Annotated in this window: 25 protein-coding genes; 6 read left to right on the plus strand and 19 right to left on the minus strand. The window is 59.4% G+C overall.

Annotation, left to right across the window (positions count from 1 at the left end; all coding sequences use genetic code 11):
- Positions 1-9: 9 nt before the first annotated feature.
- The 5 genes from hisI to hisH all read right to left on the minus strand — a co-directional run bounded on the left by hisI (position 10) and on the right by hisH (position 3,827).
- The gene (hisI, locus tag Q4E11_RS03155) at positions 10-327 is read right to left on the minus strand and encodes a phosphoribosyl-AMP cyclohydrolase (RefSeq protein WP_303163969.1); all 318 of its coding nucleotides are present in this window, start codon (positions 325-327) and stop codon (positions 10-12) included.
- 71 nt (positions 328-398) lie between these two features.
- A complete protein-coding gene (gene hisF / locus Q4E11_RS03160; protein WP_303163601.1) occupies positions 399-1,175 on the minus strand; it encodes an imidazole glycerol phosphate synthase subunit HisF in 777 nt (258 codons plus the stop codon).
- A gap of 66 nt (positions 1,176-1,241) precedes the next feature.
- Positions 1,242-2,054: an inositol monophosphatase gene (locus Q4E11_RS03165; RefSeq protein ID WP_303163602.1), complete on the minus strand. Its 813-nt coding sequence runs from the start codon at positions 2,052-2,054 to the stop codon at positions 1,242-1,244.
- Between the two features lie 127 nt (positions 2,055-2,181).
- A complete protein-coding gene (priA, locus tag Q4E11_RS03170) occupies positions 2,182-2,916 on the minus strand; it encodes a bifunctional 1-(5-phosphoribosyl)-5-((5-phosphoribosylamino)methylideneamino)imidazole-4-carboxamide isomerase/phosphoribosylanthranilate isomerase PriA (RefSeq protein WP_303163604.1) in 735 nt (244 codons plus the stop codon).
- A 212-nt stretch (positions 2,917-3,128) separates the two neighbouring features.
- Entirely contained in the window at positions 3,129-3,827 is a 699-nt protein-coding gene (gene hisH, locus Q4E11_RS03175; RefSeq protein ID WP_303163606.1) for an imidazole glycerol phosphate synthase subunit HisH, read from the minus strand.
- Between the two features lie 315 nt (positions 3,828-4,142).
- Between hisH and Q4E11_RS03180 the strand changes: the two genes are divergently transcribed.
- Complete coding sequence (locus Q4E11_RS03180) at positions 4,143-4,763, plus strand: low molecular weight phosphatase family protein (RefSeq protein WP_303163608.1); 621 nt, start codon at positions 4,143-4,145, stop codon at positions 4,761-4,763.
- Positions 4,764-4,802: 39 nt separating this feature from the next.
- On the opposite strand, the gene Q4E11_RS03185 is transcribed toward Q4E11_RS03180, so the two are convergent.
- Positions 4,803-6,257 (minus strand): MFS transporter, encoded by a 1,455-nt coding sequence (locus Q4E11_RS03185; protein ID WP_303163611.1) that lies wholly within the window; start codon positions 6,255-6,257, stop codon positions 4,803-4,805.
- 427 nt (positions 6,258-6,684) lie between these two features.
- On the opposite strand from Q4E11_RS03185, the gene Q4E11_RS03190 reads away from it, so the two are divergent.
- Positions 6,685-7,365: a pyridoxamine 5'-phosphate oxidase family protein gene (locus tag Q4E11_RS03190; protein WP_303163614.1), complete on the plus strand. Its 681-nt coding sequence runs from the start codon at positions 6,685-6,687 to the stop codon at positions 7,363-7,365.
- A gap of 10 nt (positions 7,366-7,375) precedes the next feature.
- Here the strand turns inward: Q4E11_RS03190 and hisB are convergent, their stop codons facing one another.
- The 3 genes from hisB to hisD are packed head-to-tail and all read right to left on the minus strand — an operon-like array spanning position 7,376 to position 10,549.
- On the minus strand, positions 7,376-8,014 hold the full coding sequence (gene hisB / locus Q4E11_RS03195) for an imidazoleglycerol-phosphate dehydratase HisB (protein WP_303163617.1): 639 nt from the start codon (positions 8,012-8,014) through the stop codon (positions 7,376-7,378).
- 49 nt (positions 8,015-8,063) lie between these two features.
- Complete coding sequence (locus Q4E11_RS03200) at positions 8,064-9,176, minus strand: histidinol-phosphate transaminase (RefSeq protein WP_303163970.1); 1,113 nt, start codon at positions 9,174-9,176, stop codon at positions 8,064-8,066.
- 17 nt (positions 9,177-9,193) lie between these two features.
- Positions 9,194-10,549 carry a histidinol dehydrogenase gene (gene hisD, locus Q4E11_RS03205; RefSeq protein WP_303163619.1) on the minus strand — a complete coding sequence of 452 codons (1,356 nt, stop codon included), beginning with the start codon at positions 10,547-10,549 and terminating at the stop codon, positions 9,194-9,196.
- Between the two features lie 284 nt (positions 10,550-10,833).
- On the opposite strand from hisD, the gene Q4E11_RS03210 reads away from it, so the two are divergent.
- From Q4E11_RS03210 to Q4E11_RS03220, 3 genes are all read left to right on the plus strand, one after another.
- Positions 10,834-12,525, plus strand: coding sequence for a hypothetical protein (locus Q4E11_RS03210; protein ID WP_303163621.1), 1,692 nt, complete (start codon positions 10,834-10,836; stop codon positions 12,523-12,525).
- A gap of 77 nt (positions 12,526-12,602) precedes the next feature.
- Positions 12,603-14,390, plus strand: a complete 1,788-nt coding sequence (locus tag Q4E11_RS03215) for a hypothetical protein (RefSeq protein WP_303163623.1) — start codon at positions 12,603-12,605, stop codon at positions 14,388-14,390.
- Between the two features lie 53 nt (positions 14,391-14,443).
- Positions 14,444-15,025, plus strand: coding sequence for a hypothetical protein (locus Q4E11_RS03220; RefSeq protein ID WP_303163625.1), 582 nt, complete (start codon positions 14,444-14,446; stop codon positions 15,023-15,025).
- Between the two features lie 30 nt (positions 15,026-15,055).
- Here Q4E11_RS03220 and nadC read toward each other — a convergent pair whose 3' ends face one another.
- The 6 genes from nadC to bioB form a co-directional block, all read right to left on the minus strand.
- On the minus strand, positions 15,056-15,937 hold the full coding sequence (gene nadC, locus Q4E11_RS03225) for a carboxylating nicotinate-nucleotide diphosphorylase (protein ID WP_303163628.1): 882 nt from the start codon (positions 15,935-15,937) through the stop codon (positions 15,056-15,058).
- 3 nt (positions 15,938-15,940) lie between these two features.
- Complete coding sequence (nadB, locus tag Q4E11_RS03230) at positions 15,941-17,503, minus strand: L-aspartate oxidase (RefSeq protein ID WP_303163971.1); 1,563 nt, start codon at positions 17,501-17,503, stop codon at positions 15,941-15,943.
- Between the two features lie 10 nt (positions 17,504-17,513).
- A complete protein-coding gene (nadA, locus tag Q4E11_RS03235) occupies positions 17,514-18,557 on the minus strand; it encodes a quinolinate synthase NadA (protein WP_303163973.1) in 1,044 nt (347 codons plus the stop codon).
- 345 nt (positions 18,558-18,902) lie between these two features.
- Positions 18,903-19,475: a hypothetical protein gene (locus Q4E11_RS03240; protein WP_303163630.1), complete on the minus strand. Its 573-nt coding sequence runs from the start codon at positions 19,473-19,475 to the stop codon at positions 18,903-18,905.
- An 83-nt stretch (positions 19,476-19,558) separates the two neighbouring features.
- Positions 19,559-19,846, minus strand: coding sequence for a hypothetical protein (locus tag Q4E11_RS03245; protein ID WP_303163632.1), 288 nt, complete (start codon positions 19,844-19,846; stop codon positions 19,559-19,561).
- Positions 19,833-20,840: a biotin synthase BioB gene (gene bioB, locus Q4E11_RS03250; protein WP_303163633.1), complete on the minus strand. Its 1,008-nt coding sequence runs from the start codon at positions 20,838-20,840 to the stop codon at positions 19,833-19,835. Before bioB ends, Q4E11_RS03245 begins: the two co-directional genes overlap by 14 nt.
- 240 nt (positions 20,841-21,080) lie before the next feature.
- Between bioB and Q4E11_RS03255 the strand changes: the two genes are divergently transcribed.
- Positions 21,081-21,716, plus strand: a complete 636-nt coding sequence (locus Q4E11_RS03255; RefSeq protein ID WP_303163636.1) for a TetR family transcriptional regulator — start codon at positions 21,081-21,083, stop codon at positions 21,714-21,716.
- Between the two features lie 15 nt (positions 21,717-21,731).
- On the opposite strand, the gene Q4E11_RS03260 is transcribed toward Q4E11_RS03255, so the two are convergent.
- The 4 genes from Q4E11_RS03260 to Q4E11_RS03275 all read right to left on the minus strand — a co-directional run bounded on the left by Q4E11_RS03260 (position 21,732) and on the right by Q4E11_RS03275 (position 25,493).
- Positions 21,732-23,096 (minus strand): Na+/H+ antiporter family protein, encoded by a 1,365-nt coding sequence (locus tag Q4E11_RS03260; protein ID WP_303163638.1) that lies wholly within the window; start codon positions 23,094-23,096, stop codon positions 21,732-21,734.
- Between the two features lie 75 nt (positions 23,097-23,171).
- Complete coding sequence (locus Q4E11_RS03265) at positions 23,172-23,531, minus strand: biotin/lipoyl-containing protein (protein ID WP_303163640.1); 360 nt, start codon at positions 23,529-23,531, stop codon at positions 23,172-23,174.
- Between the two features lie 49 nt (positions 23,532-23,580).
- Positions 23,581-23,886: a hypothetical protein gene (locus Q4E11_RS03270; protein ID WP_303163642.1), complete on the minus strand. Its 306-nt coding sequence runs from the start codon at positions 23,884-23,886 to the stop codon at positions 23,581-23,583.
- Positions 23,886-25,493 carry an acyl-CoA carboxylase subunit beta gene (locus Q4E11_RS03275; RefSeq protein WP_303163644.1) on the minus strand — a complete coding sequence of 536 codons (1,608 nt, stop codon included), beginning with the start codon at positions 25,491-25,493 and terminating at the stop codon, positions 23,886-23,888. The genes Q4E11_RS03270 and Q4E11_RS03275 overlap by 1 nt, the downstream gene beginning before the upstream one ends.
- Between the last annotated feature and the right edge of the window lie 11 nt (positions 25,494-25,504).

The following is a 25,504-nucleotide window of genomic DNA, read 5'->3' on the forward strand; positions in this document are numbered from 1 at the left end:
ACAGCGCTCTTAAACCACCGGGTGCACGTCGAAGCAGCTGTGCGAACCCGTGTGGCACGCGGCACCGTCCTGCACAACCTGCATCAATACGGTGTCGCCATCGCAGTCCAGCGCCAGTGACGTCACGGTCTGGAAGTGACCACTGGTCAGGCCCTTAATCCAATACTCCGAGCGCGAACGGGACCAGTAGGTACCGCGCTTGGTGGCAATGGTGTAGGCCAACGCATGCGAATCCATCCACGCCATCATGAGCACACGACCGGTGGATTCCTCCTGCACAATCGCAGGAATCAACCCGTCAGCATTGAATTTGGCAATTTCGGCAATCTCGGCCGGAAGGGTGTACTCCCGCGGGTCGTCGCCCGCGCCGTGCTCGGCTGCACCTGGGGCTAGCTCCGTCACTTGCGCACCTCAATTCCCTCGCGTGCCATTTCTTCCTTCACCTCAGCAATGCTGACCTCCCCGAAGTGGAAAATCGAGGCAGCCAGCACCGCATCGGCACCTGCGCGCACTGCCGGCGGAAAGTGCTCAGCCTTGCCTGCGCCGCCAGAGGCGATAACTGGCACGTCCACTGCGGCACGAACCTTCTCAATAAGCTCAAGGTCGAAGCCGTCCTTCGTGCCGTCGCCATCCATGGAGTTCAGGAGAATTTCACCTACACCCAATTCCTCGCCGCGGCGTGCCCACTCCACCGCATCAATGCCAGCCGAGCGGGAACCGCCATGTGTTGTGACCTCGAAGCCGGACGGCTGCGGAGTACCACCTTCCGGCACACGGCGGGCATCGACCGACAGCACCACGCACTGTGCACCAAAGCGGCGCGACAGTTCACTCAGCAACTCCGGACGAGCAATCGCAGCGGTATTCACACTGACCTTGTCAGCACCGGCACGCAGCAGCTGGTCGACATCCTCGACGCTGCGTACGCCACCGCCGACCGTCAGTGGAATGAAAACTTCACTTGCCGTGCGACGAACCACGTCGAGCATAGTGCCGCGACCATCCTTGGAGGCTGTGACATCCAGGAAGGTCAGCTCATCTGCTCCTTCTTCGCCGTAGCGGCGTGCCAATTCCACCGGATCGCCCGCGTCGCGGAGATTTTCAAAGTTAACTCCCTTGACGACTCGTCCGTTGTTGACATCCAGGCAGGGAATCACACGTACTGCCAGAGACATAGTTTTTCAGTTCTCCTTGGTTGAAAAAGCGTTACAGCGTTTTTAGCGTCGCAGTTTAGCTGCAGTTTAGCTGTGGAAAGTTTCCGGATGACCCAGCTGAGCAATAATTGACCGCAGCGTGGCGTGGACATCGCGCGTGCCCGCCAGCACTCCCACCGAGTCATGGCGCCAGGGATTACCTGCCAGGTCAGTGACAACGCCACCTGCTTCAGAGATCTGCAGTACACCAGCGGCGTTGTCCCACACATGCGGTGAAAATGTCACGGTACCGCCAAAGGCTCCCATCGCGGTGGAGCCCAGGTCGACTCCGACCGAGCCGGTAATTCGAATCGTCGGATAGCGCTCGCCCACCTTCGACAGCAGCAGCTGCCGCCACTGGCGGGGGAACGTGCCGTCGGTACGCGCGATGACTGACCCAAAGGCGATGGACACGGGCCTACCGGCCTCGGCATCCATGCTCACGCGCCGACCGTTGACGTACGTGCCGCTGCCTTTCGCGGCGGTAACGCGGCGGCGCAGCAGAGGCATCGAGGTGATCCCGACCAGCGGTTCGCCCTCATGCATCAGTGTGAGCAGCATGGCGCACAGCGGAAAGCCGTTGGCGTAGTTGGTCGTGCCGTCAATCGGATCGATGACCCACGCGGTGTGCTCCTCCGGAACCTTGCCGCCGAACTCCTCGCCGTAGACGGGAAGCCCCGAGTACTGCGTGAGAATCGCGCGAAGCCTGCGCTCAATTTCCAGGTCGGCTTCTGTTGCGAAATCGCCACGCGGCTTCATGACGACCGGGTCAGCACCCACCTGCTCAGTGAACAGGCCTTCGACCTCATCGAGCGCTGCTTCGGCGATTGCGAGCATCGCGCGCGGTTCCAGGGCATCCATACTTTCCAGTCCTTTAATTCGCCGATTCTGCCAGGGCTTAGGCTGTCTCGTCTACGGCGGCGCTGTCTCGTCTACTACGACCGCGCTTTACGACGTCCACCCTGGCCAGGCCACGGAAGTGACGTTGTTAGCCGCGGGCGATTGCCAGGGCTTCCTCCAGAGTGAAGCGACCCGCGTAGAGCGCCTTGCCAACGATTGCGGAATCCACGCCTTCATCAACCAGGTTCTTAATAGCGGCGATGTCGTCGAGGCTGCTGATACCGCCCGATGCGACAATCGGAGCCTCGGTAGCAGCGGCAACATCGCGCAGCAAATCTACGTTCGGGCCCTGCAGGGTACCGTCCTTGGAAACATCGGTAACAACAAAGCGGGAAGCGCCCTGGGAATCCAGGCGCTCAAGGACCTCCCACAGGTCACCGCCGTCGGAGACCCAACCGCGGCCGCGCAGGCGCCACTGACCATCCTCATTGCGGACATCCAGACCGATGGCAACACGGTCGCCGTAGTTCGCGATAACCTCGCGGCACCACTCCGGGTTCTCCAGCGCGGCGGTACCAATGTTGACGCGGGCGCAACCGGTGGCAAGTGCGGCCTCCAGCGACTCGTTGTCGCGGATACCGCCGGAAAGCTCCACCTTGAGGTCGAGCTTGCCCACAACGTCCTTCAGCAGCTCATAGTTGGAACCGCGACCAAATGCGGCGTCCAAATCTACCAGGTGTACCCATTCGGCACCTGCGTTCTGCCAGTTCATTGCAGCTTCCAGCGGGGCACCGTAGGAAGTCTCGGTGCCAGCGGCACCCTGCACCAGGCGGACAGCCTGGCCATCGGCGACATCTACAGCGGGCAGCAGGGTCAAACTCATGGGGGCTCTACTCTCTTCGACTCTTAGCGCGCGGCTTGTGTGTTGTAACGGTTTTCTATTTTCCGAAAGGCCAACGACGCTGGTTGCTAGTTATTTCAGTATAGGCGGTGCAACAGGGTTTCCTGCCAGGCAGTGCTGCTGCAGCCCAGAGGGCGGCGCGGTTGCCGGTACTCGATGCGGTATGGGTGCCACTTAGCTGCGCAACAGCGCTACTACAGCGTGTTCACCCAGTTGCGAAGCAACTTCAATCCCGCTTCACCGGACTTTTCCGGATGGAATTGAGTTGCCCACAGCGGACCATTTTCCACGGCAGCGACGAATCGATCAGACTCATGAGTCGACCACGTCACCAACGGTGCTGCGATGCGCGAATCAGCCTTCAACTCCCACTTTCGCACACCGTAGGAGTGCACGAAGTAAAAACGCTCATCTTCAAGACCGTCAAACATGACAGACCCCTCTGGCACCTCGACGGTATTCCAACCCATATGCGGCAAAATTGAGGCTTCCAAGCGCTCCACAGTGCCCGGCCATTCGCCGCAGCCCGGCGTGCCCGTTGGGGTGGCCGAACTTTCCGTTTCCGCAGCATGGATGCCGTCTGCGTACTCAACACCACGGTCAAAGAGCACCTGCATACCGACGCAGATACCCATCACCGGTCGACCACCAGCCAGGCGAGAGCCAATCAGACGCGGCCCCTGGACCTTGCGCAGCCCGTCCATGCAGGCGGCGTATGCGCCGACGCCCGGCACTAGCAAGCCGTCGGCTTCCATGACAGTTTTCGGATCAGCAGTGACGATGGCTTCGGCGCCTGTAGAGGCCACCGCACGCTCGGCGGAGCGCAGATTTCCGGAGCCGTAGTCCAAGATGGCAACGGTCGGGGCCTTCGTCAACGGTGAGACTTGTTCCATAGTTGGTCATTTTAGGGCGAGGCTAACCAAACACTGGCATTTACCCCGAGATACCCAAGTTTGGGTCCTTTTTTCGAATCTATCTAGCAGTTAATTGGCAGCTAGATGGCAAGGATTTTGCAGTCACCCTAGCTTCGAATGCGATGAACAAATGGAAAGTTCCAATTCTCACAATAGTTTGGTAAACTCAAGGTTAACAACAGGTTAACTGCTTTATTAATAACTAATTGATTCGACAGCGGTAGCTGCCGGGCACCTGGTTAGACACTCCCGTGCCGCCAGGTATCTGCCGCAAAACTCGAAAGGCTAATCACCATGACTACCGCTTCAACACTTAGTCCTGCATTCGCTATCGTCCGCGAGGATTTACACCGCCTGTACGGCGCAATCTGCAAGCCAGAGACCATCGATACCATTCTCGATGACGTAATCGCGGAGTTTTCCACCGCCAAGGTGACCAATTTCCTCCCAGTCCTGGCAGAGCGTGAGGCCGCCGAGCGCATCAAGGCCATCAGCGGTAACGCAGCTGCTACCCCGCGTCAGGAGATTCTCTTCGCCGACAATCGCGGCTCCGGACGCAGCCAGATTGCCACCGCCCTTGCCCGCCACCTCGCAGGCGACAACGTCTTCGTCCGCACCATTGGCCTGAATCCCGAAGATGGCCTCAACCCACGAGTCATTGAGGCGCTCGAGGCTCGTGGCATCGACACTTCTCATCTGGCGCAGAAACCTATTACTCCTCGCGTATCTCACCGCGCTGATGTTGTGGTGCTCATTGGCATCGATGAGACTCCGGGCGTACCTGGTGACCGCTACGTCGAATGGGACATCGCCGATCCCGCCGAGGCCACCGATGCTGAGCTCAGCGCCATCATCGACGACATCGAGGCTAAGCTTCGCGCACTCCTGGCTGAGATGAACGTCGAAACGCACTAACTTGCACGCCTCGTAGTTGATACAAACTGGGGGTGCTGGCTACTTCTTCTGTTTTTTCGAAGCCTTTGGTCCCTTGTGGTTTTTCGGATCGCGCACCGTCAGGCGCGTCATCGCATTCTTCGCCGGACGAGCAACACGCACAGCGGCCTCCGGTGTCCTACGCTTCACGGCATCGCCAAGGCGACGAAGCGTAGCACGGGTGTTCTGGTACTCCGCGACACGGTGCTTGCCGACGATTCGGTCGAGCACAGCCCCAATCAGACCAATGGCAACCAGTGCCGCGGCGAAAGCAAACACCGCTGGGTATGGGCGCAGTGCGGCAGCGGCAACCGCACCGAGGACAAACGAACCGATACCGGTGCCCGAGTCGAAGGACATGTTCCAAAACGCGCTGGCCTCTGCAGTACGGTCGCGTGGCAGGCGTGCGAACATCAGCAGCAGTGCCTCGTTTTGGACAATGCCGAAGCCCGCGCCGTAGAAAATGGCTGCTACCAGCAGCAGCCATGGCGACCATCCTGCAAGCACAATGCCAGACATCATCAGCAGTCCGGCAAAACCGCTGACCAGAGCCGGAATCAGCAGCTTGCCAGCTTCGCCCTGACGGTCAGCGTAAACGCCTGCGAAGTAACGGAAAATCATTTGGGCGCCACCGACAACCGACAGGGATAGGCCTGCCACAATTGCGCCGGAAACCGGGTTGATTTCGCTGGCAGCTGGGGCGAGGAATGCGGAGATACCACCGAAGCCCATGGCAATAGTGCACATTGCAATTGCCGGGATACCCACCAGCTTCCAGGTGGCGACATGCTGAACCGGGCTCGGCTGGGTGGCGGCGGAACCGGGCACCGGATCGCCAACATCCTCAGTGCCGCCCTTGCCTTCCTTCGGAGCCGGCTTAATGCGCGGAATGAACAGCGCCATCAGCGAACCAACCAGCGAAATGATTGCACCCAGGACGTACACCGGCGTGTACGAGCCCATCTTGTCCGCGATAATCAGGCCCAATGGCAAGAACAGCAGCTCCGACAGACCAACTGCAACACCCAGCACGCCAGAGGCCTTGCCCAGGAACTTCATCGGCACAAGCTCAGCAATGAGGGCGGACTCAGCAACGGTCAGGGCACCAAAGCCCATACCGCGGAGAACCGCGATGGCGAGTACCAATGCTGCATCGGTGCCAAAGATGTGGAAGATCGTCGGCACGCCCAAAAAGAGACCTGAAATAAACATGGTCCGGCCGTAGCCGACGTGCCGCAGCATCCGAGGAGTTTGCGTCTGCGTCAAAACGGTGGCGGCCATGAAGATACCGGTGTAAGCACCAGCGAGGGAGGTGCTACCGCCATCGTCAAGAATGGCCTGCGGAATAACAGGCATCAGCAGCGACCAGCCACCGAAAGCGGCCATCACTGCAATAAGCGTGGGAATCAGTCCGGGCGCTTTCCACATGCTGTCCAATTGATCCAACTGCTTGCGGTCCATCACCCGGGACGCCATTTACCCAATCACTCCAATCAACCACAAAACCGCACCGGCAAGCGCAATCACCGACAGCGCTCCGAGGATAAACGTCCCTACCCTCGAACCCGCCTTATACAGTGACCAAGTTCCGCCCACCAGAAGACCAGCGACAATGAACAAAAAATAAGTGCCTAGCGTCGATGCGGTGGACACCTGAGCTAAAAGCACGTCTACTGACGTTGTTACCATTAATTCCTCCAAAACTCCAGCTAAGGAAAAGAATTGGCCTGCCTTTAATAACTACCACGGCCGCCGATATGAGCCCGTTGTCGGTGCCATTTCGACTCGCGATGAACACTTATCAAACCGCCCCACTACTGCCCCACAAAAACGCACCTTTAAAAAGTGGGAATTTTTGCTAAGCCAGCACTTGCGCGTCTCCTCGGGACTAGAGTCTGCGGCTATGAGCCCGCTGGACAATAAGCCCGAGCACGAGGATCTCGAGTACCAGGACCTCGAGTACCAGGACATTGCCTTTGACAGCTATGTCCGGCATCGCCAGGAATCACTTCAAACTGAGATTCCCCGTTCTCATGACCACTTTGAAATCGAGCCGGCCCACCAAAAGCTCATCAAAACGTCATCGCACTTTTTCTTGTCCACCGTCACCGGCGCTGGCTGGCCCTATGTCCAGCACCGCGGTGGCCCCGAGGGTTTTGTCCATGTACTGAGCCCCACAAAGCTGGGTTGGCTTGAATTTCATGGCAATAATCAGTTCGTCAACACTGGAAACGTTGACCGCGATGGTCGCGTCTGCATGTTTTTCATCGACTACGCCACGCGCAAGCGGCTCAAGCTCTTTGGCACAGCACGAGTGATTGAAAAGGCCGACGACCCAAAGCTGATGGAGACGCTACGGCAGGTCAGCGGCCGAGAAATCCGCAGCCCACATGAGCGCGCGATGGTGGTCGATGTCGTTGCGGCCGATAGTAACTGTTCCAAATACATCAAACCTCGCTACACAAAGGAGCAGGTAGATGAGCGCATTGACCTCTACCGCCAGGACATCAAGGATCTGAAGCAACAGGTAGAGGAATTAACTGCGCAGGGAGAACAGCTACCGGCGCAACTCGAAAACGGTTAGCCTGCGAAAACTACAGTGTGCCCTTCGTCGATGGCACACCGTGAACGCGCGGATCATCTTCACATGCTGCGCGCAATGCGCGAGCCACGGCCTTGTACTCCGCCTCGGTGATGTGGTGCGGATCGCGACCATAGAGGCAACGAACGTGCAGCGCAATGCGAGCATTAAGGGCAAAGGACTCAAAGAAGTGCTCGTTGATCACAGTCGGGTAATGCCCACCGATAACTGAGGTCAGCATCTGCTCCGGCTCGCCTGTTGCCACGAAGTACGGCCGCCCGGAGACATCGACAACCGCATGGGCCAACGTCTCATCCATCGGAATGAAGCTGTCTCCGAAACGACGAATGCCGGACTTGTTGCCCAGCGCCTCAGCGAAGGCCTGTCCCATCACAATGCCGGTGTCTTCCACTGTGTGGTGTGCGTCGACTTCCGTGTCACCGTTGGCCTGCACAGAAAGATCAAAGCTGCCGTGAGAGCCAAAAGCGGTCAGCATATGGTCAAAAAATGGCAGGCCAGTCGAAATATCGGTCTTGCCCGTGCCATCGAGGTTCACCGTGCACACGATGCTCGATTCGCGGGTTGCGCGCTCGATACGGCCAATGCGCTCAGTGCGCTCCGACTCCAGATTGTCCTTGTCACTGACGTGCATGGTTTTTCCGATTCTCCTTGTTAGGGGGATTTAAAAAGTGCGGACGTTTCTAAGCCAGCGCGCTGCCGGCCAACTTTTCGGCTGCAGCCAACAGGGCATCGTTTTCACTGGGCAGGCCGATGGTGGCACGCAGGCGCCCTGGGACACCAACGTCGCGAATCAGCACGCCCTCATCCAGGAAGCTCTGCCAGGCAGCAGGGGCGTTGGCAAAACGACCAAAGAAAACGAAATTCGAGTACGAGTCGATCACGTCGTAGCCGTAGCTCTTCAGTGCGGTGACGACGCGGTCGCGTTCGTCGGCAAGCTTTGCGACGGTCGACAGCGTGGCCTCCGAGTGACGCAGCGCCACGGTTGCGGCGGCCTGCGTCAGCGTGGACAGGTGGTACGGCAGGCGCACGAGCATGACTGCGTCGATGAATGCGGGGTTGGCAACGAAGTACCCAAGGCGACCGCCAGCGAAGTCGAAAGCCTTACTCATAGTGCGAGACACCACCAGCTTGGCTGGGAACTCAGCCAGCAGTGACACAGCGGACGGCTCATCGGTGAATTCTGCGTATGCCTCATCAACGATGACAATGCCCGGCGCGGCTTCGGCAATGGCGCGCAGGTCATCCAGCTTGGTCAGGTTGCCAGTCGGATTGTTCGGAGTGGTGACAAAAATGACGTCTGGTCGGTGCTCCTCAATCGCCTTCAGCGCCACATCCATATCGATGTCAAAGGTCTCAGGATTGCGGTTGATACCGATAAACTCGGTCTGCGTCCCGGACGACAGAATCGGGTGCATGGAGTAGCTGGGCACAAAGCCCATCGCGCTGCGGCCCGGGCCACCAAACGCCTGCAACAGCTGCTGCAGAATCTCGTTGGAGCCATTAGCTGCCCACACCTGCTCGACGCCCACTTCCACGCCGGTCTGGCGCGTGACGTACTCCGCCAGCGCGGTACGCAGAGCCACTGCATCGCGGTCTGGGTAACGGTTGAGATCCGAGGCGACCTTCTCCACCGTCTTGACCAAATCAGCAATCAGGTCATCGGACGGCGGGTACGGGTTTTCGTTGGTGTTCAGACGAACATCGACACTTAGCTGCGGCGCACCGTAGGCCTCTTCCCCACGCAGTTCGTCGCGCAAAGGCAGGTCGGCCAGGCTCAGCTTGCCGACGGGCATTTCTGGCTGCTGCTCCATTAGTTGTCCTCTCCCTCAGTTGCCTTGTTGTTCTCGGAGTCGCCCAACAGCGACTCAAAGCGAGCGCGAATAGCCTCGCCGTGAGCAGGCAGGCGCTCCTCATTGGCCAGGGTAACCACGTCTTCGGACACTTCCTTGAGCGCAGCTTCGCTGTATTCGACCATGTGGACGGCCTTGAGGAACGTGTGCGTGGACAGGCCGGAGGCATAGCGGGCCGTGCCGGAGGTCGGCAGAACGTGGTTGGATCCGGCCGAGTAATCACCCAACGGCACCGGCGAGTAGCGGCCGATGAAAATGGCACCGGCATTGCGAATACGCTCAGCATCAGCTGCAGCATTTTCCGTGTGAATCTCCAGGTGCTCGGCAGCGTAGGCATCAGCAACCTGGATACCGACATCGATGTCGTCGACAAGCACGATGCCCGACTGCGCGCCGGTGAGCGCCTCTCGGACGCGCTCGGCGTTCATGGTGACTTCGTAGCGGTTTTCGACCTCGCGGTCGACAGCGGCGGCGAAGTCGGCATCATCGGTAATCAGCACGCTGGCGGCCATGACGTCGTGCTCAGCTTGGGAAATCAGATCGTAGGCGACGGACACTGGATCTGCGGAGTTATCGGCGAGAATGGCGATCTCGGTCGGGCCAGCTTCAGCATCGATGCCGACGACCGAGCGGCACAGGCGCTTGGCGGCGGTGACGAAGATATTGCCCGGGCCGGTGACCATATCGACCGGCTCGAGGGATTCATCCTCATCGCCGTACGCCAACAGGGCGACTGCCTGAGCGCCGCCGACAGCCCAGACCTCATCGACGCCGAGCAGCTTGCAGGCAGCCAGGATGGTCGGGTGCGGCCAACCGTTGTTATCCGGCTGCGGCGGAGATGCCACGACCAGCGAGTCGACGCCGGCTTCCTGTGCTGGGATGACATTCATCAGCACCGACGACGGGTAGACGGCATTGCCGCCCGGAACGTAGAGGCCTACGCGGGAAACCGGAATCCACTTCTCACGGACGATGCCGCCAGGCAGAATTTCGACGGTCTTATCGCTTGGCTTCTGAGCTGCGTGGAACTTGCGCACACGGGCGATGGATTCCTGCAAAGCAATACGAACTCGGTTATCCAGTGCGGCCTCTGCGGCATCGATAACCTCTGCTGGGACTCGCATGCTGGCGGGGCGAATTCGGTCGAACTTTTCGGAGTACTCCATCGCCGCGGCGATACCGCGGGAAGCCACGTCTTCGACAACCGGCTTGACCGTCGGAATCATCGAATCAACATCCGCAGCACCGCGGGGCAACACTCGACGCAGAGTGGCGGTGGATGGAGTTTGACCGCGAAGATCAATAGTGGACAACATGATTGATAAATAACCGCCTATTCGCACGATGGATTCATACGGGGGCACGGCTCACGATCGAGCTGCGAAACTCTCGCAATGCCAAACAAATCAGCTAGCAGGTCCGCTACTATTCGACCCTGAAGTCACCCCTGGGTATGAACTAAGCATAACTTTTCCGCATTAGGTTGATACAGATTGCCCTCTTTATCCCCTATTACAGCGGAGTGTGCTCCCCCGATGGGGCCTACATGATGCAGTATTGTGAAATTGCCTAAATCCCCCGAGTCGTAGAAAGGCCAGCTGTGCAGCAGGAAGGAAATAACCCGGATTTGCGCGAGCTAGTCAAGGCATACGCGGAAGTCACCGCCGCCGACAATTCCCTGGCCATGCGACAGCTCGAAAGCGTCTTCGCACACCACTTCTACGATTCGGCGAACTTCTCCGCCCCAGAATCCGTTGGCATCTCCGAGCAGATCGGGGCGTTCTACCGACTGGTCCGTGAAGTGACAGAGGACCTCGGCGACTACACCGCCGCTCACGATGCCGCTATGAACTGGATGATTTGGGCATCCGACAACGACAATGTTCCTGAGTACTGGTATGCCCGCGCTCGCCTGGCTATGGATGAGACACGGCGTTACATCAACTTCATCGCCGACGGCCCCTCTTCTGTTGCGGCCGAGACCGAAATTCCACTCATTGCTCGTATGAGCAGGGAAATTGCCTCATACCGAGCACTGATTCTGGCCGATGAGATTGAGGCTCCCACCGGTGGCATTAATGCGTCTGGGGCGTACTCGCAAGACTCGTCGCAAAGCGAAACGTTTAGCCCACGCCAGTGGCAGAAGCGCGCGGCACTGACTGATGCGCTGATTCGCATTGCTGGAGCGCTGCGCCGCGTTAACCGCGGTGACCTGGCAAAAGAACTCCACGAGATGATTGAGCAACTACCCGGCGCGGATAAGTTTGAATCCATTGCGCTGGCGAAAACGCTGACGCAGGCATCTCGCTACCACCGCGAAGGCAAGGTGGTGGAGGCTGCCAGGTTGTGCGCCTCTCAGCTCAATGCGATTGGTAACCGATCCGTCATTTCCGGTATTGAGCTGCGACAAAACCTCGCTCGCTATTCGGTGGAAACCGGAAATGGCGACACGGCGTTTCGCATGCTGTCGAACAATGTCGCCGTCGCGGACCAGTACGCCCTTGATCTCGACCACATTCTGGCCGTGCGGGAAATGGCCAATATCAACTTTGACACCGCGCAGAACAAGCCGAGTGCCGAAGAGATTTTGGCGCTGGCACAGCGCGCCCGCGAGGTCTCGCAGGGCTTTCCACAATGTGAAGTCACTATGGAGATTGCGCTGCTCAACGCCACCGCGCAGTATGAACTGAGCAATTTCCAGGCAGCCGGCAACGAAGCCGAAACGGTGGCTAAATGGTCGGAGAAAACCTCCGATACTGCGCGGACAGATTTCGCCTGTGCCATCGCCGCGGAGTCCGCGTTGCAGCAAGGCGACACCGCACATGCGGCGGTGCTCTTCGACGCGCTAGCCGATATCCGCGCCAGCTACTCCTCCCCGGTCTCACCGGCGGAGACCTTGATGGATGCCGCGCTGGAACTCAGCAACGCCAACGCGGAAAAGCCCGTCACCGACAATTTGATGGCTCGTTCCAAGAGTTTCATCGATGGCTCCTGGGAGCTGGCCAAGTGGCACGAGGCTCAGGCTCTGCTCTGCTGGGCGGTGTGGGATAACTTCGGTGTCTACAAGTACGCTGAAGAGGCTGCCCAACTTTTCCTGGAAGCTCATGCTCCTGCCGATGCCGCACGAGCCCTGGCGGTTGCCGTGCGCGCCGCTACCGGCGACAATGACACCGAGCGCGCACGCCGCTTTGCCACCCGCGTGGGTGAGCTGGTCGGCCCCGGTCATCCCGTCCGCGATGAAGTGCGCACCCTCATGCGTGAGATGGCTGCCAACAACGAAACCAACAACTAATCCAAGCACCAACCCTTCCCTCAAGGTCGCTGCGGAGCGTTTTGCATCTCGCTGCCGCCACGGGCCAAGATAGTGCAATGGTGTGGTGGGAAATTGCCGAATCGATTGATGTCTCTCTGAGCAGGTCCGAGGGCACTTCTGGAACTGCTGCTATCACTGGCACCGCTGGCGCTTCTAGCACCGAATCCGCAGCAGATTCCGCCAGCGAGGCCGAAGCTATCGCCTTCCCACCGCTGCCCGACCTCACCCCACTGCCCGAGTCGCTGCCCGAGCTCCTAGCTGCGTCCCGCAAAGCCGGTATAACGCTGCAACACGTCACAAGCTGGCGCGCCGTCACCGCCTTTGCCCGACATCACTGGCTCGCCGACGCCCCAGCCGACACCACGGATCTCATCGGCGAGTACCACGCGCTTCGCCACGCCGTCGCCGATCAGCTAGAGCTTGTCGACGAAGCCAAAGCCGAACGCGCCGCCTGGCTGAAATGGGCAACGGCGGCAGGGGTTCATTCAGCAATCCTGCACGCCCGCTCCTACGGTGCATTTGCCGAGGCCGAAGCATTCATCGACGCCAACCCCGGCGATGCCATCACTGGCCGCCGCCCAGAAGACGCGGAAATCCCCGAGCTGGTCAGCTTGGCTGATGAAATTCTTGCCACCACGCCGAGGCAAGGTGAGGCCTATTACTACTTGGTCAGTGCTGCGGTCACCGGCGCGGCAGCCTCGCTTGCGCGCCGGGCCGATATTGCGGGCAAGCTCTCCAAGTGGTCAGCGCGCTGGGCACCCAAGCGCAGTGGTCTGGATGACCGCAAGCTCTTGGAGGCACAGTTGGCGCATGGCCGAGGTGAGCTTCGCAAGGCCGCGCGCATTGCCGCTGGCGTTGCCGCCACGCCACAGTCGGAGCCGGTGACCACCACCATTGAGGCTCGCCAATTCCTCGCCTTTTTGTCGCTGGAGGCTGGCGAGGAGGACGAGGCTATTCGTCAGCTGCGCCCCATCGTGCAGGCTGGCCTCGATGCCGGTCTTACCGTCGCTGTGCTTCGCAGTACTCGCCTGCTGTGTGCGCTTCTCAACGCCCATGGCCACTTTGCCGAGGCAGCCGAGATTGCCCGCCACGCACTCGAGCGCGCCGAGGGAATGCCAGCCAATCCCATTTCCATGGACATCCAGCTGATTCTCGCACGCAGTCTGCTCGATGCCGATGCTATCGAGGACGCATTGCGCTATGCCGAACCCGTCGCGCACTGGTCCACTTTTACCTCCGACGAGGAACGCACCGATGCTGCCTTTTCCATTGCCGCTGCCGCTGCAGGCCTTGCCAACAACCCACGTCATGCGGCGAAACTGCTGGTAGAGCACGGCGAGCATCTGGAGCGAATTGGTGATGCCAAGGGAGCCTCGAAGGCCTACCGCCAAGCCGCACGCTCGGTCATTCACATCATCGATGTGGTCATTACCGAGACAGCTGCCGCTGCCGATGCCGCAGACGCGTCACTGACAATCGACCGGACTCTCAGCGAAGCCGAGGACCTTCTGCTGCGCTCACAAAAGTTGATTACCGATGACTGGTCAATGGCCGATTGGCACGATGACGCCGCCTACATCTTCTACTCCGCTGGCCGCGACGAACTGGCTACCGACCACGTCGAAGCCGCCGCCGAAGGCTATCTGAACTCAGGTGATGGTGAAGAGGCCGCCCGTGCGCTGCTCGCCGGTGTGCGGTACCGCCTCGATGCCGACGACCCCGAAGGCGCCGAAGACTACGCCCGTCGCGTCGAAAAGCTCTTGCCCCGAGCGACGTGGGACGGTCATCCAGTTCTGGACGCGCTGGACACGATTCTGCCGCAAATGCCTCACGACGATCAGTAGCGAGCGGTAGCCCACTTCGGCGCTGACGATGACCCACAGTAGAGTGTTATGCCATGACTACTTCTGGTTCTGGTGATTCCACTGTTTCCAGCCCACAGCAGCTTTTTGACACCGCCACCGCGCAGGCGGAGCACAACCAGCTCTGGGAGGCGGCGTTGACCCTCATGCAGGGCTTTGAGCAGCTCGGCGACAAGGCCGATGCTCCGCAGACCGATAGCCTGGGCCGGCCCATTCGTGGTTCAGCACCAAAGCTGATGGACAAGGCCGCCGACTGGTTGGATCTGCTGGACAATCTGGAAAAGGACGGTTTCGAGCCGACTGCGAACACTCCTCCGCGTCACCTGCGCTGGGCCATGTGGCACACGCTCAATGGTCAGGCGGAAATTCGTCGTGGTCATCAGGGCCGCGCCATCGATCACTTGGAGCTGGCTGCCGGGCTCTTCCAGTCCGATAATTTGAAGAACCAGGCCGTGCCGTTGCTCGCACAGATTGCGCAGTGCCACTTGCACCTCAATGACGTGGCAAATGCGGAAAAGACGCTGCACCGCGCCCTCGAGGTCTGTGATGATGCCGCCCGCGAGCGCTGGGGTGCTGCACTCAATGAAATCGGCGCGGAAATCGCCCGCAGGCTCTAACTCACAAGCGGAAAAACCCGCCTCACCCGCCTACTGCTCGTCGAAATCCAGTCCGACGTCAAAGACCTTGGCCGAGTGCGTCAGCGCACCGACGGCCAGGTAATCCACACCGCACGAGGCGTAATCACGCGCAACGTCCAAGGTCAAGCCACCAGAGGACTCCAGCTGAGTAGCCGGCGAGACCTGCGAGCGACGCTGAACGGCAATCTGAGTTTCCCAGACTTCGAAGTTATCCAGCATCACGATATCCGGCTTCATCGGCAGAATTTCATCGAGCTGTGCCAGCGTATCGACTTCCACCTCGCACGGCAGCTCCGGGTACTGCTGGCGCACCTTCTTCAGCGCACCGGACACCGAGCCCACAGCAATTACGTGGTTGTCCTTAATAAGCGCTTCATCGCCCAACGCGTAGCGATGATTAATACCACCACCGCAGGTCACCGCATACTTTTCCAAGTTGCGCAGCCCCGGCAGAGTCTTCCGCGAATCACGAATACGCGCGCCGGTGCCCAAAATCGCATCGGCCCACTTACGCGTCTCCGTAGCGACGCCACTGGCGTGCGTCAGTATATTCAACAACGTGCGCTCAGCCGTCAACAGGCCACGCGTCGGCGCCGTAATCGTCGCAATCACGGTGCCGGGGTGCACCAGCGTGCCGTCGTCAACATGCTTTTCGACGGAAAAATCACCAGCGATAACTTCCTGCAGCGTCCACTCGACCGCATCGATGGCTGCAATAACACCAGTTTGTCGAGCTACCAAGCGCGCACGCGCCTGGGCGTTGGGAGATACCGTCGACAACGTCGTCACATCAGGACCAAAGCTCTGGTCCTCCTGCAGTGCCGTGCGAATAAGGCCGCGGGTGATGTTCTCATTGAGCACTCCGCGCAAAGTGTCCTTTTCGGAAGTCATGCTTTACTTTTCCTCGTCCTGTTCAAACCAAGTGTGGCACCCCAGAGTATAGGGGCGTGCCAACGCTGCCTCGACGACTTTCCGTGCTGCCACTACCTGAACCGATTGTGGCAGCTGGTCAATAATTGCCAGTGTTGCTCGAAGTCCCTTTTCGTTGCGAGTTACCCCAGCGCCTTGCTGCATCGCGTTTTGCAGGCGGAACAGCTGACGCGGTTCCAACTGAGGTCGAGGCTCAGGCAGCGCGGCCGCAGTCTTTTCGAAAACTTCCTGCCCGACCGGTGTGAGCGCCTCGGACGCCACCTGCTGCGCCACGCGTCTGCCGACGACGAGGCCTTCCAACAGCGAATTCGATGCCAACCTGTTGGCACCATGCAGCCCAGTCGCAGAGCACTCACCGGCCGCATAAAGTCCCGGCACGCCAGTTGAGCCCTGCGGATCCACCGCGATGCCACCGCAGGTGTAGTGGACCGCCGGGGCCACGGGAATGAGCTCAGTCGTGGGATCAATTTCCTCGGTGGCCAGGCCCGCTGTGATCGTCGGAAAGCGCGACGCGAAATCCTTTACGTGACGAGCATCGAGGAAGACGTGGTCTTCGCCGAGCTCGCGCATGCGTGTAGCAATGGCACGCGAGACGATATCGCGTGGCGCGAGGTCACCGCGCGGATCGACACCTTCGGTGACGCTGTGCCCGCGGGAATCAACAAGGACTGCGCCTTCACCGCGGACAGCTTCGCTGATGAGCTGACGACGTCCGCTGCCATCTGTGGCCGAGCGGTCATCGTAGAGAACCGTGGGATGGAACTGGATGAATTCCATGTCGCGGACCTCGGCACCAGCATCTGTGGCCAGACCGATGGCCTCGCCGCGAGCGCCCGACGGTGCGGTAGTGGCCCGATAAATATGGCCAACCCCACCGGTGGCCAGCAGCGTGGCACCCGCACGAATGGTGCCACCCCCGCGGGAGTCCTCAACCAGTGCGCCGAGAACGCGGCCGTGGTCATCGACAACCAGCTGACGCGCCGTGGCATTTTGCAGCACACGCACACCAGTGACGGACTCTTCCAGGGCACGCTGAATCTCCGCGCCGGTCGCGTCACCACCGGCGTGAATGATGCGCCTGGCGTGGTGACCGCCCTCCTTGGTGCGCGAATAGACGGCCGGATTGTCCGGTGATGGGTCAAACTGAGCGCCGAGCCCAATGAGCCACTGAGTTGCCTCCGCGCCGGCGCGGATGATGGAGGCTACGGCCTCTTCATCGCAGTGGCCGGCACCTGCGTCGAGAGTATCGGCAATGTGAGAATCGGTGGAGTCATCGAACCCATTGGCCACATGCCCTGTCGGATCGTCGTCAAGCCCAACGACGGCGAGCCCGCCCTGCGCGAGATTCGTGGCGGCGTCGGCGAACCGGAGATGTTTGCGCGCGCCGGTGCGCCACTCGACGCTGTCGATAACGAGCACGTCGAGACCGAGCTCAAGTGCGCGGCGTGCGGCGGACAGGCCGGCGACTCCCCCGCCGATGACGAGGAAGTCGCAGCTTAGCGTCCAGGAGTCGAAGGAGGGGCGCAGACCAAACGTGTTACTCGCCTCCGCCTGGGTTGCCGATGGCGATCATGCGCTCAACGGAGGCACGAGCCTTAGCAGCGACCTCTGGATCAACGTCAACCTCGTCGACACCATCGACCAGGCAGCGCAGAAGTGCCGCCGGGGTAATCAGCTTCATGTAGGAGCAGGAAGCGCGGTCATTAATTGGCTCGAATTCCACGTCCGGTGCGGCCTTGCGCAGCTGGTGGAGCATGCCCACCTCGGTGGCGACGAGGACCTTCGAAGAGGACTTCTTATCCTCGAGCTTGTGGGCCTCAGTCAGCATCTCACCGGTGGAGAGCATCTGCACGCGCTCCGGCTCAATGGCGCCCTCGCCAGCCAGGTAAATTGCGGAGTTGGCGCAGCCGCACTCTGGGTGAATGAACAGCTGCGAGTCGGCATTTTCCTCGGCGCGGTGTGCGAGTTCCTCACCGTTGATGTTGGCGTGGACGTGGCACTCGCCAGCCCAGACCTTGATATTGTCACGGCCGGTCTCACGGCGAACGTGAGCACCCAGGAACTGATCCGGGTTAAACAGAATCTCCTTGTCTGCGGGAATGGACTTGACCACATCGACTGCGTTGGACGACGTACAGCAGACATCGGTCAAAGCCTTCACATCGGCCGTGGTGTTGACATAGCTGACAACGACCGCATCCGGATTTTCGGCCTTCCACTCAGCCAGTTCCTCAGCCGTGATGGAGTCTGCCAGCGAGCAGCCAGCGCGCTCATCCGGAATCAGCACCGTCTTTTCCGGGCTGAGAATCTTGGCGGTCTCCGCCATGAAGTGCACACCACAGAAAATAATGACGTCAGCATCGGTCTTCGCTGCAATGCGGGAAAGGCCCAGGGAGTCACCGGTGTAGTCGGCAATATCCTGAATCTCCGGCAGCTGGTAGTTGTGTGCGAGAATGACAGCGTTGCGCTCACGGGCGAGACGCTTGATTTCGCTGGCCCACTTCTCGTCGGCAACTACGCCTTCGTAGCGGCCATTCTTGTCGACGACATTGGCGTACAAATCCGATTCAAGGCGCGGCAGACCGGAAGCGGCGGTACTCGGCGTAGGGCTGGTATTCACGAAAATTAAGTCCTTACTACATCGGGCTGTGGCTACGACCGGCTGGATGTGCCATTAAAAATGGTGACATCCCTCGGTGGCATTCGCAGCGGAGTCGAACGGGCAAGTGCAAGAGGACAATGGCCGCCCCTCGATATCTCACTATCCCAATATCCCAATATCGAAAACGCCCCTAAATCGGGGCGAATAGCGGGTATTGAAAGGTTGAAAGGCGAACCTATTTTAGGAAATTGTAAGACTTCCCTTAGGGCAATGCCCAATAACTACCCCTTTTCGGCAGTTTCCACGCTTTCCTTCTCGCCTTCTTTATCGATTTCCTCCCACTGCTTCCTCCGCCTTCGCGGTCGTGCCCGGTTCACCGGAATCACCGAGAAACAGCACCCGCGTCCACAACACCAACATAGAAATCAGAGGTGCAATAAGCAGCGCAGTGTAGGTGGTGAAATTCGGAATAATCGAGACTTCATCGCCCGGCTGGACGCCAGTGAGATCCGGCTGCAACAGTCCTGCCACGGACTGACCGACAATGTAGGTCACAACGGCGCACAGCAGCGCTATAAAGCCTGCCATGAGCACGCCGACGAGCATTGCGCCCGGAGTATCAATGGTTCGCTTTCGATGGGACAGATTTCCCAGTACCAGACCACAGATGGCAGTGATACCGACAAACCAAAGCAGGCCGGTAAAACCTGCGTCAACAGTCTGCGAGATAACAGCCATTTGACCATCCGGCAGCAGCTGAACTTCCTGCTTAGGCCGCAGGAATGCCCAAATCACACCCGTGACAGTGCCGAACACAATAGAGATGAAAACAGTACCCGAGACCGTAGCCACGTTCTGCTTGTGGACGTGTGGGACTTGGGTACTTTTCTTAGTCATAGTTGATTAACTTACCTCACAGCGCGAGCGGAATCCGATGTCTATTCACCTACCGCATTCCGCCTGCGCCGACAAGGTATTTTTCAGCGTTGTTCCAGCATGACCGAATCGACTTCACCGTGGCGAGAGCACTTTGCCGTCCAGCCATCCGGGCGTACCTGCACCACCATGCGGCGACCACAGATCTGGCAGTAGCGAGGTGCCTCAAGCCCCGCTTTTGCGCCGTAGGAGCGCTCGCGCACTTCACCGGCTTCCAAATCCGCCCCAGTAAACGGATCGAACTTCGGGGCATCGCCTAGGACCATGGCCTGGAGCAGTTCGGTGGAATCTACTTTCTTAGACCGCGTCGGGCGCGTTTTAGACAGTTGCATTGAGAGCCTTAATGGGAAGTCGAACCTTACCGAGCAGATCCAGATCCTGTTCTGCTGGGCGGCCAAGAGTGGTCAGGTAGTTACCAACGATAACGGCGTTGATGCCGCCGAGCAGGCCCTTTTCCGCACCGAGATCGCCGAGGGTGAGCTCACGGCCACCGGCGAAACGCAGGATGGTCTTTGGCAATGCCAGGCGGAAGGCGCCGATAGCGCGCAGAGCGTCCTTGGCCGGCATCGGCTCGCGGCCCTCAAACGGGGTGCCGGGTCGCGGGTCGAGGAAGTTCATCGGCACCTCAGTCGGGTTCAAAGCAGCGAGGTCCTGAGCGAACTCCGCACGCTGCTCCAGAGTTTCGCCCATCCCTAGGATGCCACCGCAGCAGACCTCCATGCCGGCTTCGCCGACCATGCGCAGAGTTTCGTTGCGCTCTTCCCAGGTGTGAGTGGTGACAACCTGCGGGAAGTAGCTCTTTGCGGTCTCCAGGTTGTGGTTGTAGCGGTGAATACCAGCCTTGGCCAGGCGGTCAACCTGCTCCTGAGTCAAAATGCCCATGGATGCGGCCACGTTGATGTCAACCTCGGACTGAATTGCGGCAACGGCCTGCTCCATCTGGCTGAGCAGACGCTCATCCGGACCCTTCACAGCAGCCACGATGCAGAACTCGGTCGCGCCGGACTTTGCGGTCTGCTTTGCAGCGTCAACCAGCGCCGGAATATCCAGCCATGCGGAGCGAACCGGGGATTCAAACAGGCCGGACTGCGAGCAGAAGTGGCAATCTTCTGGGCAGCCACCGGTCTTCAGCGAGATAATGCCTTCGACCTCAACCTCTTCACCGCACCACTTCAGGCGAACCTCGTGAGCCAGCGCCAGCAAATCCTCAATGCGATCATCATCGAGATTGAGAATTGCCAGAGTCTCCTCGTAGTTCAGCCCCTCACCGCGTTCAAGCACCTTTTCACGTGCGAGATCCAAAATGTCTTGGTGCTGTTCAGTCATTGGCTTGCGACACTCCTTGAGGCTGGTTTCGTCATCACTTCCAACACCCACACACGTTCCTAACCAATCTTGTTGACCGGAATTGAACAGTGTTTTGAGCGTTGTTCAGGTTCCAAATCTAATACTGTGAACCGCAATTGTCGAACATGGTTCAATTCGTGTCATTACAGGGGCATTTCCCGCCCGCACCCGTAGCCCCCTTTAATCCGAGGCAAACCAGTTTCGTCTACGGTGGGCAGTGTGCAACTGACCAAGGACATTATTCTCGACGCCGCGCTGACCATTCTTGATGAGTACGGGCTCGGTGACCTGACCATTCGTCGCCTGACTCGTCACCTGGGCACCGCCGCCGGGGCGATGTACTGGCACTACTCCTCCAAGCAGGCGCTCCTCGGCGCTGTCGCCGACCGCATCCTTGCCCCCTACGCCGAATTCACCCCCACCGGCCAGTGGCGCGAGGACGCAACGGCCATGTCAGAGCTGCTGTACACCTGCCTGACTTCCCATCGCGACGGCGCCGAAGTGGTCTCCGCAGCACTGGCGACGAATACCGCCACCATCCGCCCCGAACAGCTGCTTGGCGACGTTCTCAGCGGTGCACCCGGCACTGATTCCAGTAACACTGTCGACACCGCATCTGTCTTGGTCTACTTCATTCTCGGTGCCACCGTCGATCAGCAAACCGCCAGTGCTTTGGAGCTCGTCGACAAAACAGCGGCCAAGAACAAAGCCTCACGCTCCACTGACACTGCTGAAGCAGACGCTGCTGACTCCACCGAGGCCGAGACCGCCGCGGAGAAGAAAAAAGAGCTCGGCCGCCAGCGCATTGCGCTGGGAACCGAGCTCATCATTGCGGGCATTGCTGCCCGCGGCTAAGCCGCAGTCAGTGCTCTAGAGCACCAGGGCTGCGATCCAACCGGCTGCCAGCAGCGGCAGGTTGAAGTGCAGGAAGGTCGGAATAACCGAGTCTCGAATGTGGTCGTGCTGACCATCTGCGTTAAGCCCCATCGTCGGGCCAAGCGTGGAGTCAGATGCCGGGGAACCCGCATCTCCCAGCGCACCTGCGGTACCGATAATTGCGACGGTGGCCATCGGAGAGAAGCCCAGCGACAAACACAGTGGCACGTAGATAATGGAAATGATCGGCAGCGTCGAAAACGATGAACCGATACCCATCGTGACCACCAGACCAACAAGCAGCATGGCAATTGCAGCTGCAGGTTTATTACCTGCGAACAGCTCTGCAGTCGCGGTCACCAACGGCTCGACCTGACCCGACTCGGACATCACGGAGGCGAAGCCCTGTGCGGAAATCATGATGAAGCCAATAAGCGCCATCATCTTCATGCCCGCAGTGAACACGTCGTCAGCTTCGCGCCAGCGAACAGCGCCAGTCAGCATAAAGATCGCCAGACCCGTCAGTGCACCGATGAGCAGCGGATCGGCTTCCGTGCCCATCGAGTTCATGACAATCTGGACAACGAAAGTGACCACAATCGCGATGAGGGCAACGATGACGCGGTACTTAGATACCGGCTCATCGGAGTTCGATTCCGTGTGCTCTGATGCCGCAATTGGACGATCTTCGTAGTACCGCGGCTTGCGGTAGGAAAAGAACACGGCGATAGCCAGACCAGTCAGCATGCCGAGAGCCGGGATACCCATCGTGGTCATGATGTTGATGTCGGATACATCGAGACCAGCATTTTCGATGTTGCCCAACAGAATGTCGTTCAAAAAGATTGAACCGAAGCCGACTGGAATCCACATATAGGTTGTGACCAAGCCGAAAGTCATAACGCTGGTAATCATTCGGCGGTCAATGTGCAGGCGATTAAATACCGGCAACAGTGGCGGGATAATCAGCGGAATAAACGCAATATGAACCGGAATGAGGTTCTGCGACATAATTGCCATCGCCAAAATGCCGGACAGCATGCCCCATTTCGTCCACGTCACCGCTTTGGCTTTGGTGTTTTCATCTTCGGTACCAATCTTGGCGATGAGCCAATCCGCCAGGAGCTTTGGCAGACTGGAAGATGCTACGGCCATGGCGAAAGCACCCAGCATGGCGTAGCTTAAGGCGATCTTGGCACCACCAGAGAGGCCTTCTTGGAAGGCCACCATGGTGGCATCGAGCCCCATACCGGCGGAGAGGCCACCGACCAAGGCGCCGATAAACAGCGCCAGCACAACGTGTACCCGGCAAACTGCCAGGATGAGCATCACCAAAACGGCGAGAAGAACGGCATTCATGGGGACGATATTAAGGCAAAATTAAGTAATTGCCGTAACCGGGGTTAGACCCTGGGTGCCGTCCTTCGTCGCCCGCTAATCGATGGACACCAGTCCCTGGCCGCCCTGCACGGCGTCGCCAACCTCAACGTGGATGGTGCTGACCGTACCGGCGCTCGGAGCCGTGATCTCAGTTTCCATCTTCATGGCCTCGAGAATCAGCAGCACCTCCCCTGCCTCAATCTCCTGGCCCTCGCTGACCAATACCTTGCTCACCGAACCGGCCAACGGTGCCACAACAGTATTTGCAGAAACACCGGAGACACTGGCCGTGGCCGGCTCAGCAGAGGCGTTAGAGGAACCGCCCATCACAATCGGAGAAAGGCGCTTTGGCTCCTCCACCACTTCAACGTCGACATCGTAGGCAATGCCACCGACGGTCACTTTCAATTCCATGGCTTAAAAATCCTTCTCAAAATTGCTTCACGCTACGGGGGAAAAATGCCTACCGATGCAGCCGCTGCTGCTGAACCTGACGGCCCTGCGCGGCCCACGTCTTGTGGCGGTTGTATCGAATTGCTTTGACCTTGCCGCGATTGCCCAGGTACGCGGAGACAGCCGCCGAAATCGCGATGACCGTGTCCTCCGGAATGTCGGCATCGACGCGCTTGCGCAGGTCAGCCAGCTCACGCTCCGCTTGATTGAGCCGTGCGGTGGCCTTTTGCAAGCTGCTCGACGTCGCATCCAAGCGGTTGGTCAGCTCAGCCACCAGCTGACGAAGCTCTTTGATTTCCGCGATGTTCTCACTCATTACTGCGGCCCCAATCCGTGCTTCTTAGCCGGGCGGACTTCGCGCTTGTTGCGCAGAACCGACAGCGCATCTGCCACGTACAGGCGGGTTTCAGCCGGGTCAATCACATCGTCGACCAGTCCGCGCGAGGCGGCGACATACGGCGTCGAAAAGCGCGTCTTGTATTCCGCGATGCGTTCGTCGCGCACCCGAGCCTGCGCTTCCTCATCGCCCGCAGCGGCGATTTCCTTACGGAAGACCACGTTGACCGCGCCTTCGGCACCCATGACGGCAATCTCTGCAGTCGGCCACGCAAAGACATAGTCAGCGCCGAGATCCTTCGAGCACATCGCCAGGTACGCACCGCCGTACGCCTTGCGCATGACGACGGTTACCTTGGGAACAGACGCTGCGGAGTATGCGTAGAGCATCTTTGCGCCGTGACGGATGATGCCGCCGTGCTCCTGAGTGACACCCGGCATGAAGCCCGGCACGTCCACCAGCGTGACCAGCGGGATGTTGAAGGCGTTGCAGAAGCGAATGAACTTCGCGCCCTTGTCGGAGGAGTTGATGTCCAGTACACCGGACATCACATTTGGCTGATTGGCAACAAAGCCCACGGTACGGCCGAGAATTCGGCCGAAACCGACGACCAGGTTGGTGGCAAAACCCGCCTGGCACTCGAGGAAATCACCGTTGTCGGCAAGGCGAATAATGATTTCACGGACGTCGTAGCCCTTCTTGCCGTCGACCGGGACAATCTCGCGCAGCTCCGGATCTGGCTCGGCCTCAAAAACTGGGTCAACGACCGGCGGCTCTTCAGTATTGTTCTGCGGCAGGAAGCTCAGCAGCTTCTGAGCAATGAGAATTGCCTGTTCATCGTCTTCCGCAACAAAGTCGATGTTGCCGGCCTTGGCCATGTGTGCGTCAGCCCCACCGAGCTGCTCCGAGGTGACATCCTCACCGGTGACGGACTTAATCACACCCGGGCCAGTAATGAACATCTGAGCCTTGCGGGTCTGAATGATGAAGTCGGTCAGAGCTGGCGAGTAGGCAGCGCCACCAGCGCACGGGCCGGCGATGATGGAAATCTGTGGCACCAGACCGGAGAGCCAGACGTTGTTGTAAAAGACCTGGCCGTAGCCGGACAGGGAGTCGATGCCCTCCTGAATGCGGGCTCCGCCGGAGTCATTGATGAACACAAACGGAGTGCCGTTGTCCGCGGCGGCGCGCATGGTGGCCGCCACCTTGCGGGACTGTGTTTCACCTGCGGAGCCACCCATGACGGTGAAGTCTTGGGAGGCCACATGCACCGCGCGGCCGAGGACCGCGGCAGTGCCGGTGACCACACCGTCGGCAGGCGCATCGGCGGTATCCATGCCGAAATCAGTGGTGCGATGCGTCATGAACATACCAGTTTCGCGGAAGGTGCCTTCATCGACGAAGCTGTCGATGCGCTCGCGAGCGGTCATCTTGCCGCGATCATGCTGCTTGGCCTGGCGAGCTTCGCCGCCACCAGCCTCGACGCGGCGACGCTGGGACTCAAGGTATTCCAGGCGCTCGGCCATCGACGCATCTACGCCCGGAGCCTGTGCCGAAGTCGGTTGAGTATCTGGGTTGTTAGACATTGCTATCTCTT

The organism is Corynebacterium sp. (genome assembly GCF_030532195.1).
Taxonomy (GTDB): Bacteria; Actinomycetota; Actinomycetes; order Mycobacteriales; family Mycobacteriaceae; genus Corynebacterium.

Bases quoted from the DNA above. Each gene is read 5' to 3' on its own strand.
- hisF (WP_303163601.1), bottom strand. From the start codon at position 1,175: ATGTCTCTGGCAGTACGTGTGATTCCCTGCCTGGATGTCAACAACGGA.
- Q4E11_RS03165 (WP_303163602.1), bottom strand. From the start codon at position 2,054: ATGGATGCCCTGGAACCGCGCGCGATGCTCGCAATCGCCGAAGCAGCG.
- priA (WP_303163604.1), bottom strand. From the start codon at position 2,916: ATGAGTTTGACCCTGCTGCCCGCTGTAGATGTCGCCGATGGCCAGGCT.
- hisH (WP_303163606.1), bottom strand. From the start codon at position 3,827: ATGGAACAAGTCTCACCGTTGACGAAGGCCCCGACCGTTGCCATCTTG.
- Q4E11_RS03180 (WP_303163608.1), top strand. From the start codon at position 4,143: ATGACTACCGCTTCAACACTTAGTCCTGCATTCGCTATCGTCCGCGAG.
- Q4E11_RS03185 (WP_303163611.1), bottom strand. From the start codon at position 6,257: ATGGCGTCCCGGGTGATGGACCGCAAGCAGTTGGATCAATTGGACAGC.
- Q4E11_RS03190 (WP_303163614.1), top strand. From the start codon at position 6,685: ATGAGCCCGCTGGACAATAAGCCCGAGCACGAGGATCTCGAGTACCAG.
- hisB (WP_303163617.1), bottom strand. From the start codon at position 8,014: ATGCACGTCAGTGACAAGGACAATCTGGAGTCGGAGCGCACTGAGCGC.
- Q4E11_RS03200 (WP_303163970.1), bottom strand. From the start codon at position 9,176: ATGCCCGTCGGCAAGCTGAGCCTGGCCGACCTGCCTTTGCGCGACGAA.
- hisD (WP_303163619.1), bottom strand. From the start codon at position 10,549: ATGTTGTCCACTATTGATCTTCGCGGTCAAACTCCATCCACCGCCACT.
- Q4E11_RS03215 (WP_303163623.1), top strand. From the start codon at position 12,603: ATGGTGTGGTGGGAAATTGCCGAATCGATTGATGTCTCTCTGAGCAGG.
- Q4E11_RS03220 (WP_303163625.1), top strand. From the start codon at position 14,444: ATGACTACTTCTGGTTCTGGTGATTCCACTGTTTCCAGCCCACAGCAG.
- nadC (WP_303163628.1), bottom strand. From the start codon at position 15,937: ATGACTTCCGAAAAGGACACTTTGCGCGGAGTGCTCAATGAGAACATC.
- Q4E11_RS03240 (WP_303163630.1), bottom strand. From the start codon at position 19,475: ATGACTAAGAAAAGTACCCAAGTCCCACACGTCCACAAGCAGAACGTG.
- Q4E11_RS03245 (WP_303163632.1), bottom strand. From the start codon at position 19,846: ATGCAACTGTCTAAAACGCGCCCGACGCGGTCTAAGAAAGTAGATTCC.
- bioB (WP_303163633.1), bottom strand. From the start codon at position 20,840: ATGACTGAACAGCACCAAGACATTTTGGATCTCGCACGTGAAAAGGTG.
- Q4E11_RS03260 (WP_303163638.1), bottom strand. From the start codon at position 23,096: ATGAATGCCGTTCTTCTCGCCGTTTTGGTGATGCTCATCCTGGCAGTT.
- Q4E11_RS03265 (WP_303163640.1), bottom strand. From the start codon at position 23,531: ATGGAATTGAAAGTGACCGTCGGTGGCATTGCCTACGATGTCGACGTT.
- Q4E11_RS03270 (WP_303163642.1), bottom strand. From the start codon at position 23,886: ATGAGTGAGAACATCGCGGAAATCAAAGAGCTTCGTCAGCTGGTGGCT.
- Q4E11_RS03275 (WP_303163644.1), bottom strand. From the start codon at position 25,493: ATGTCTAACAACCCAGATACTCAACCGACTTCGGCACAGGCTCCGGGC.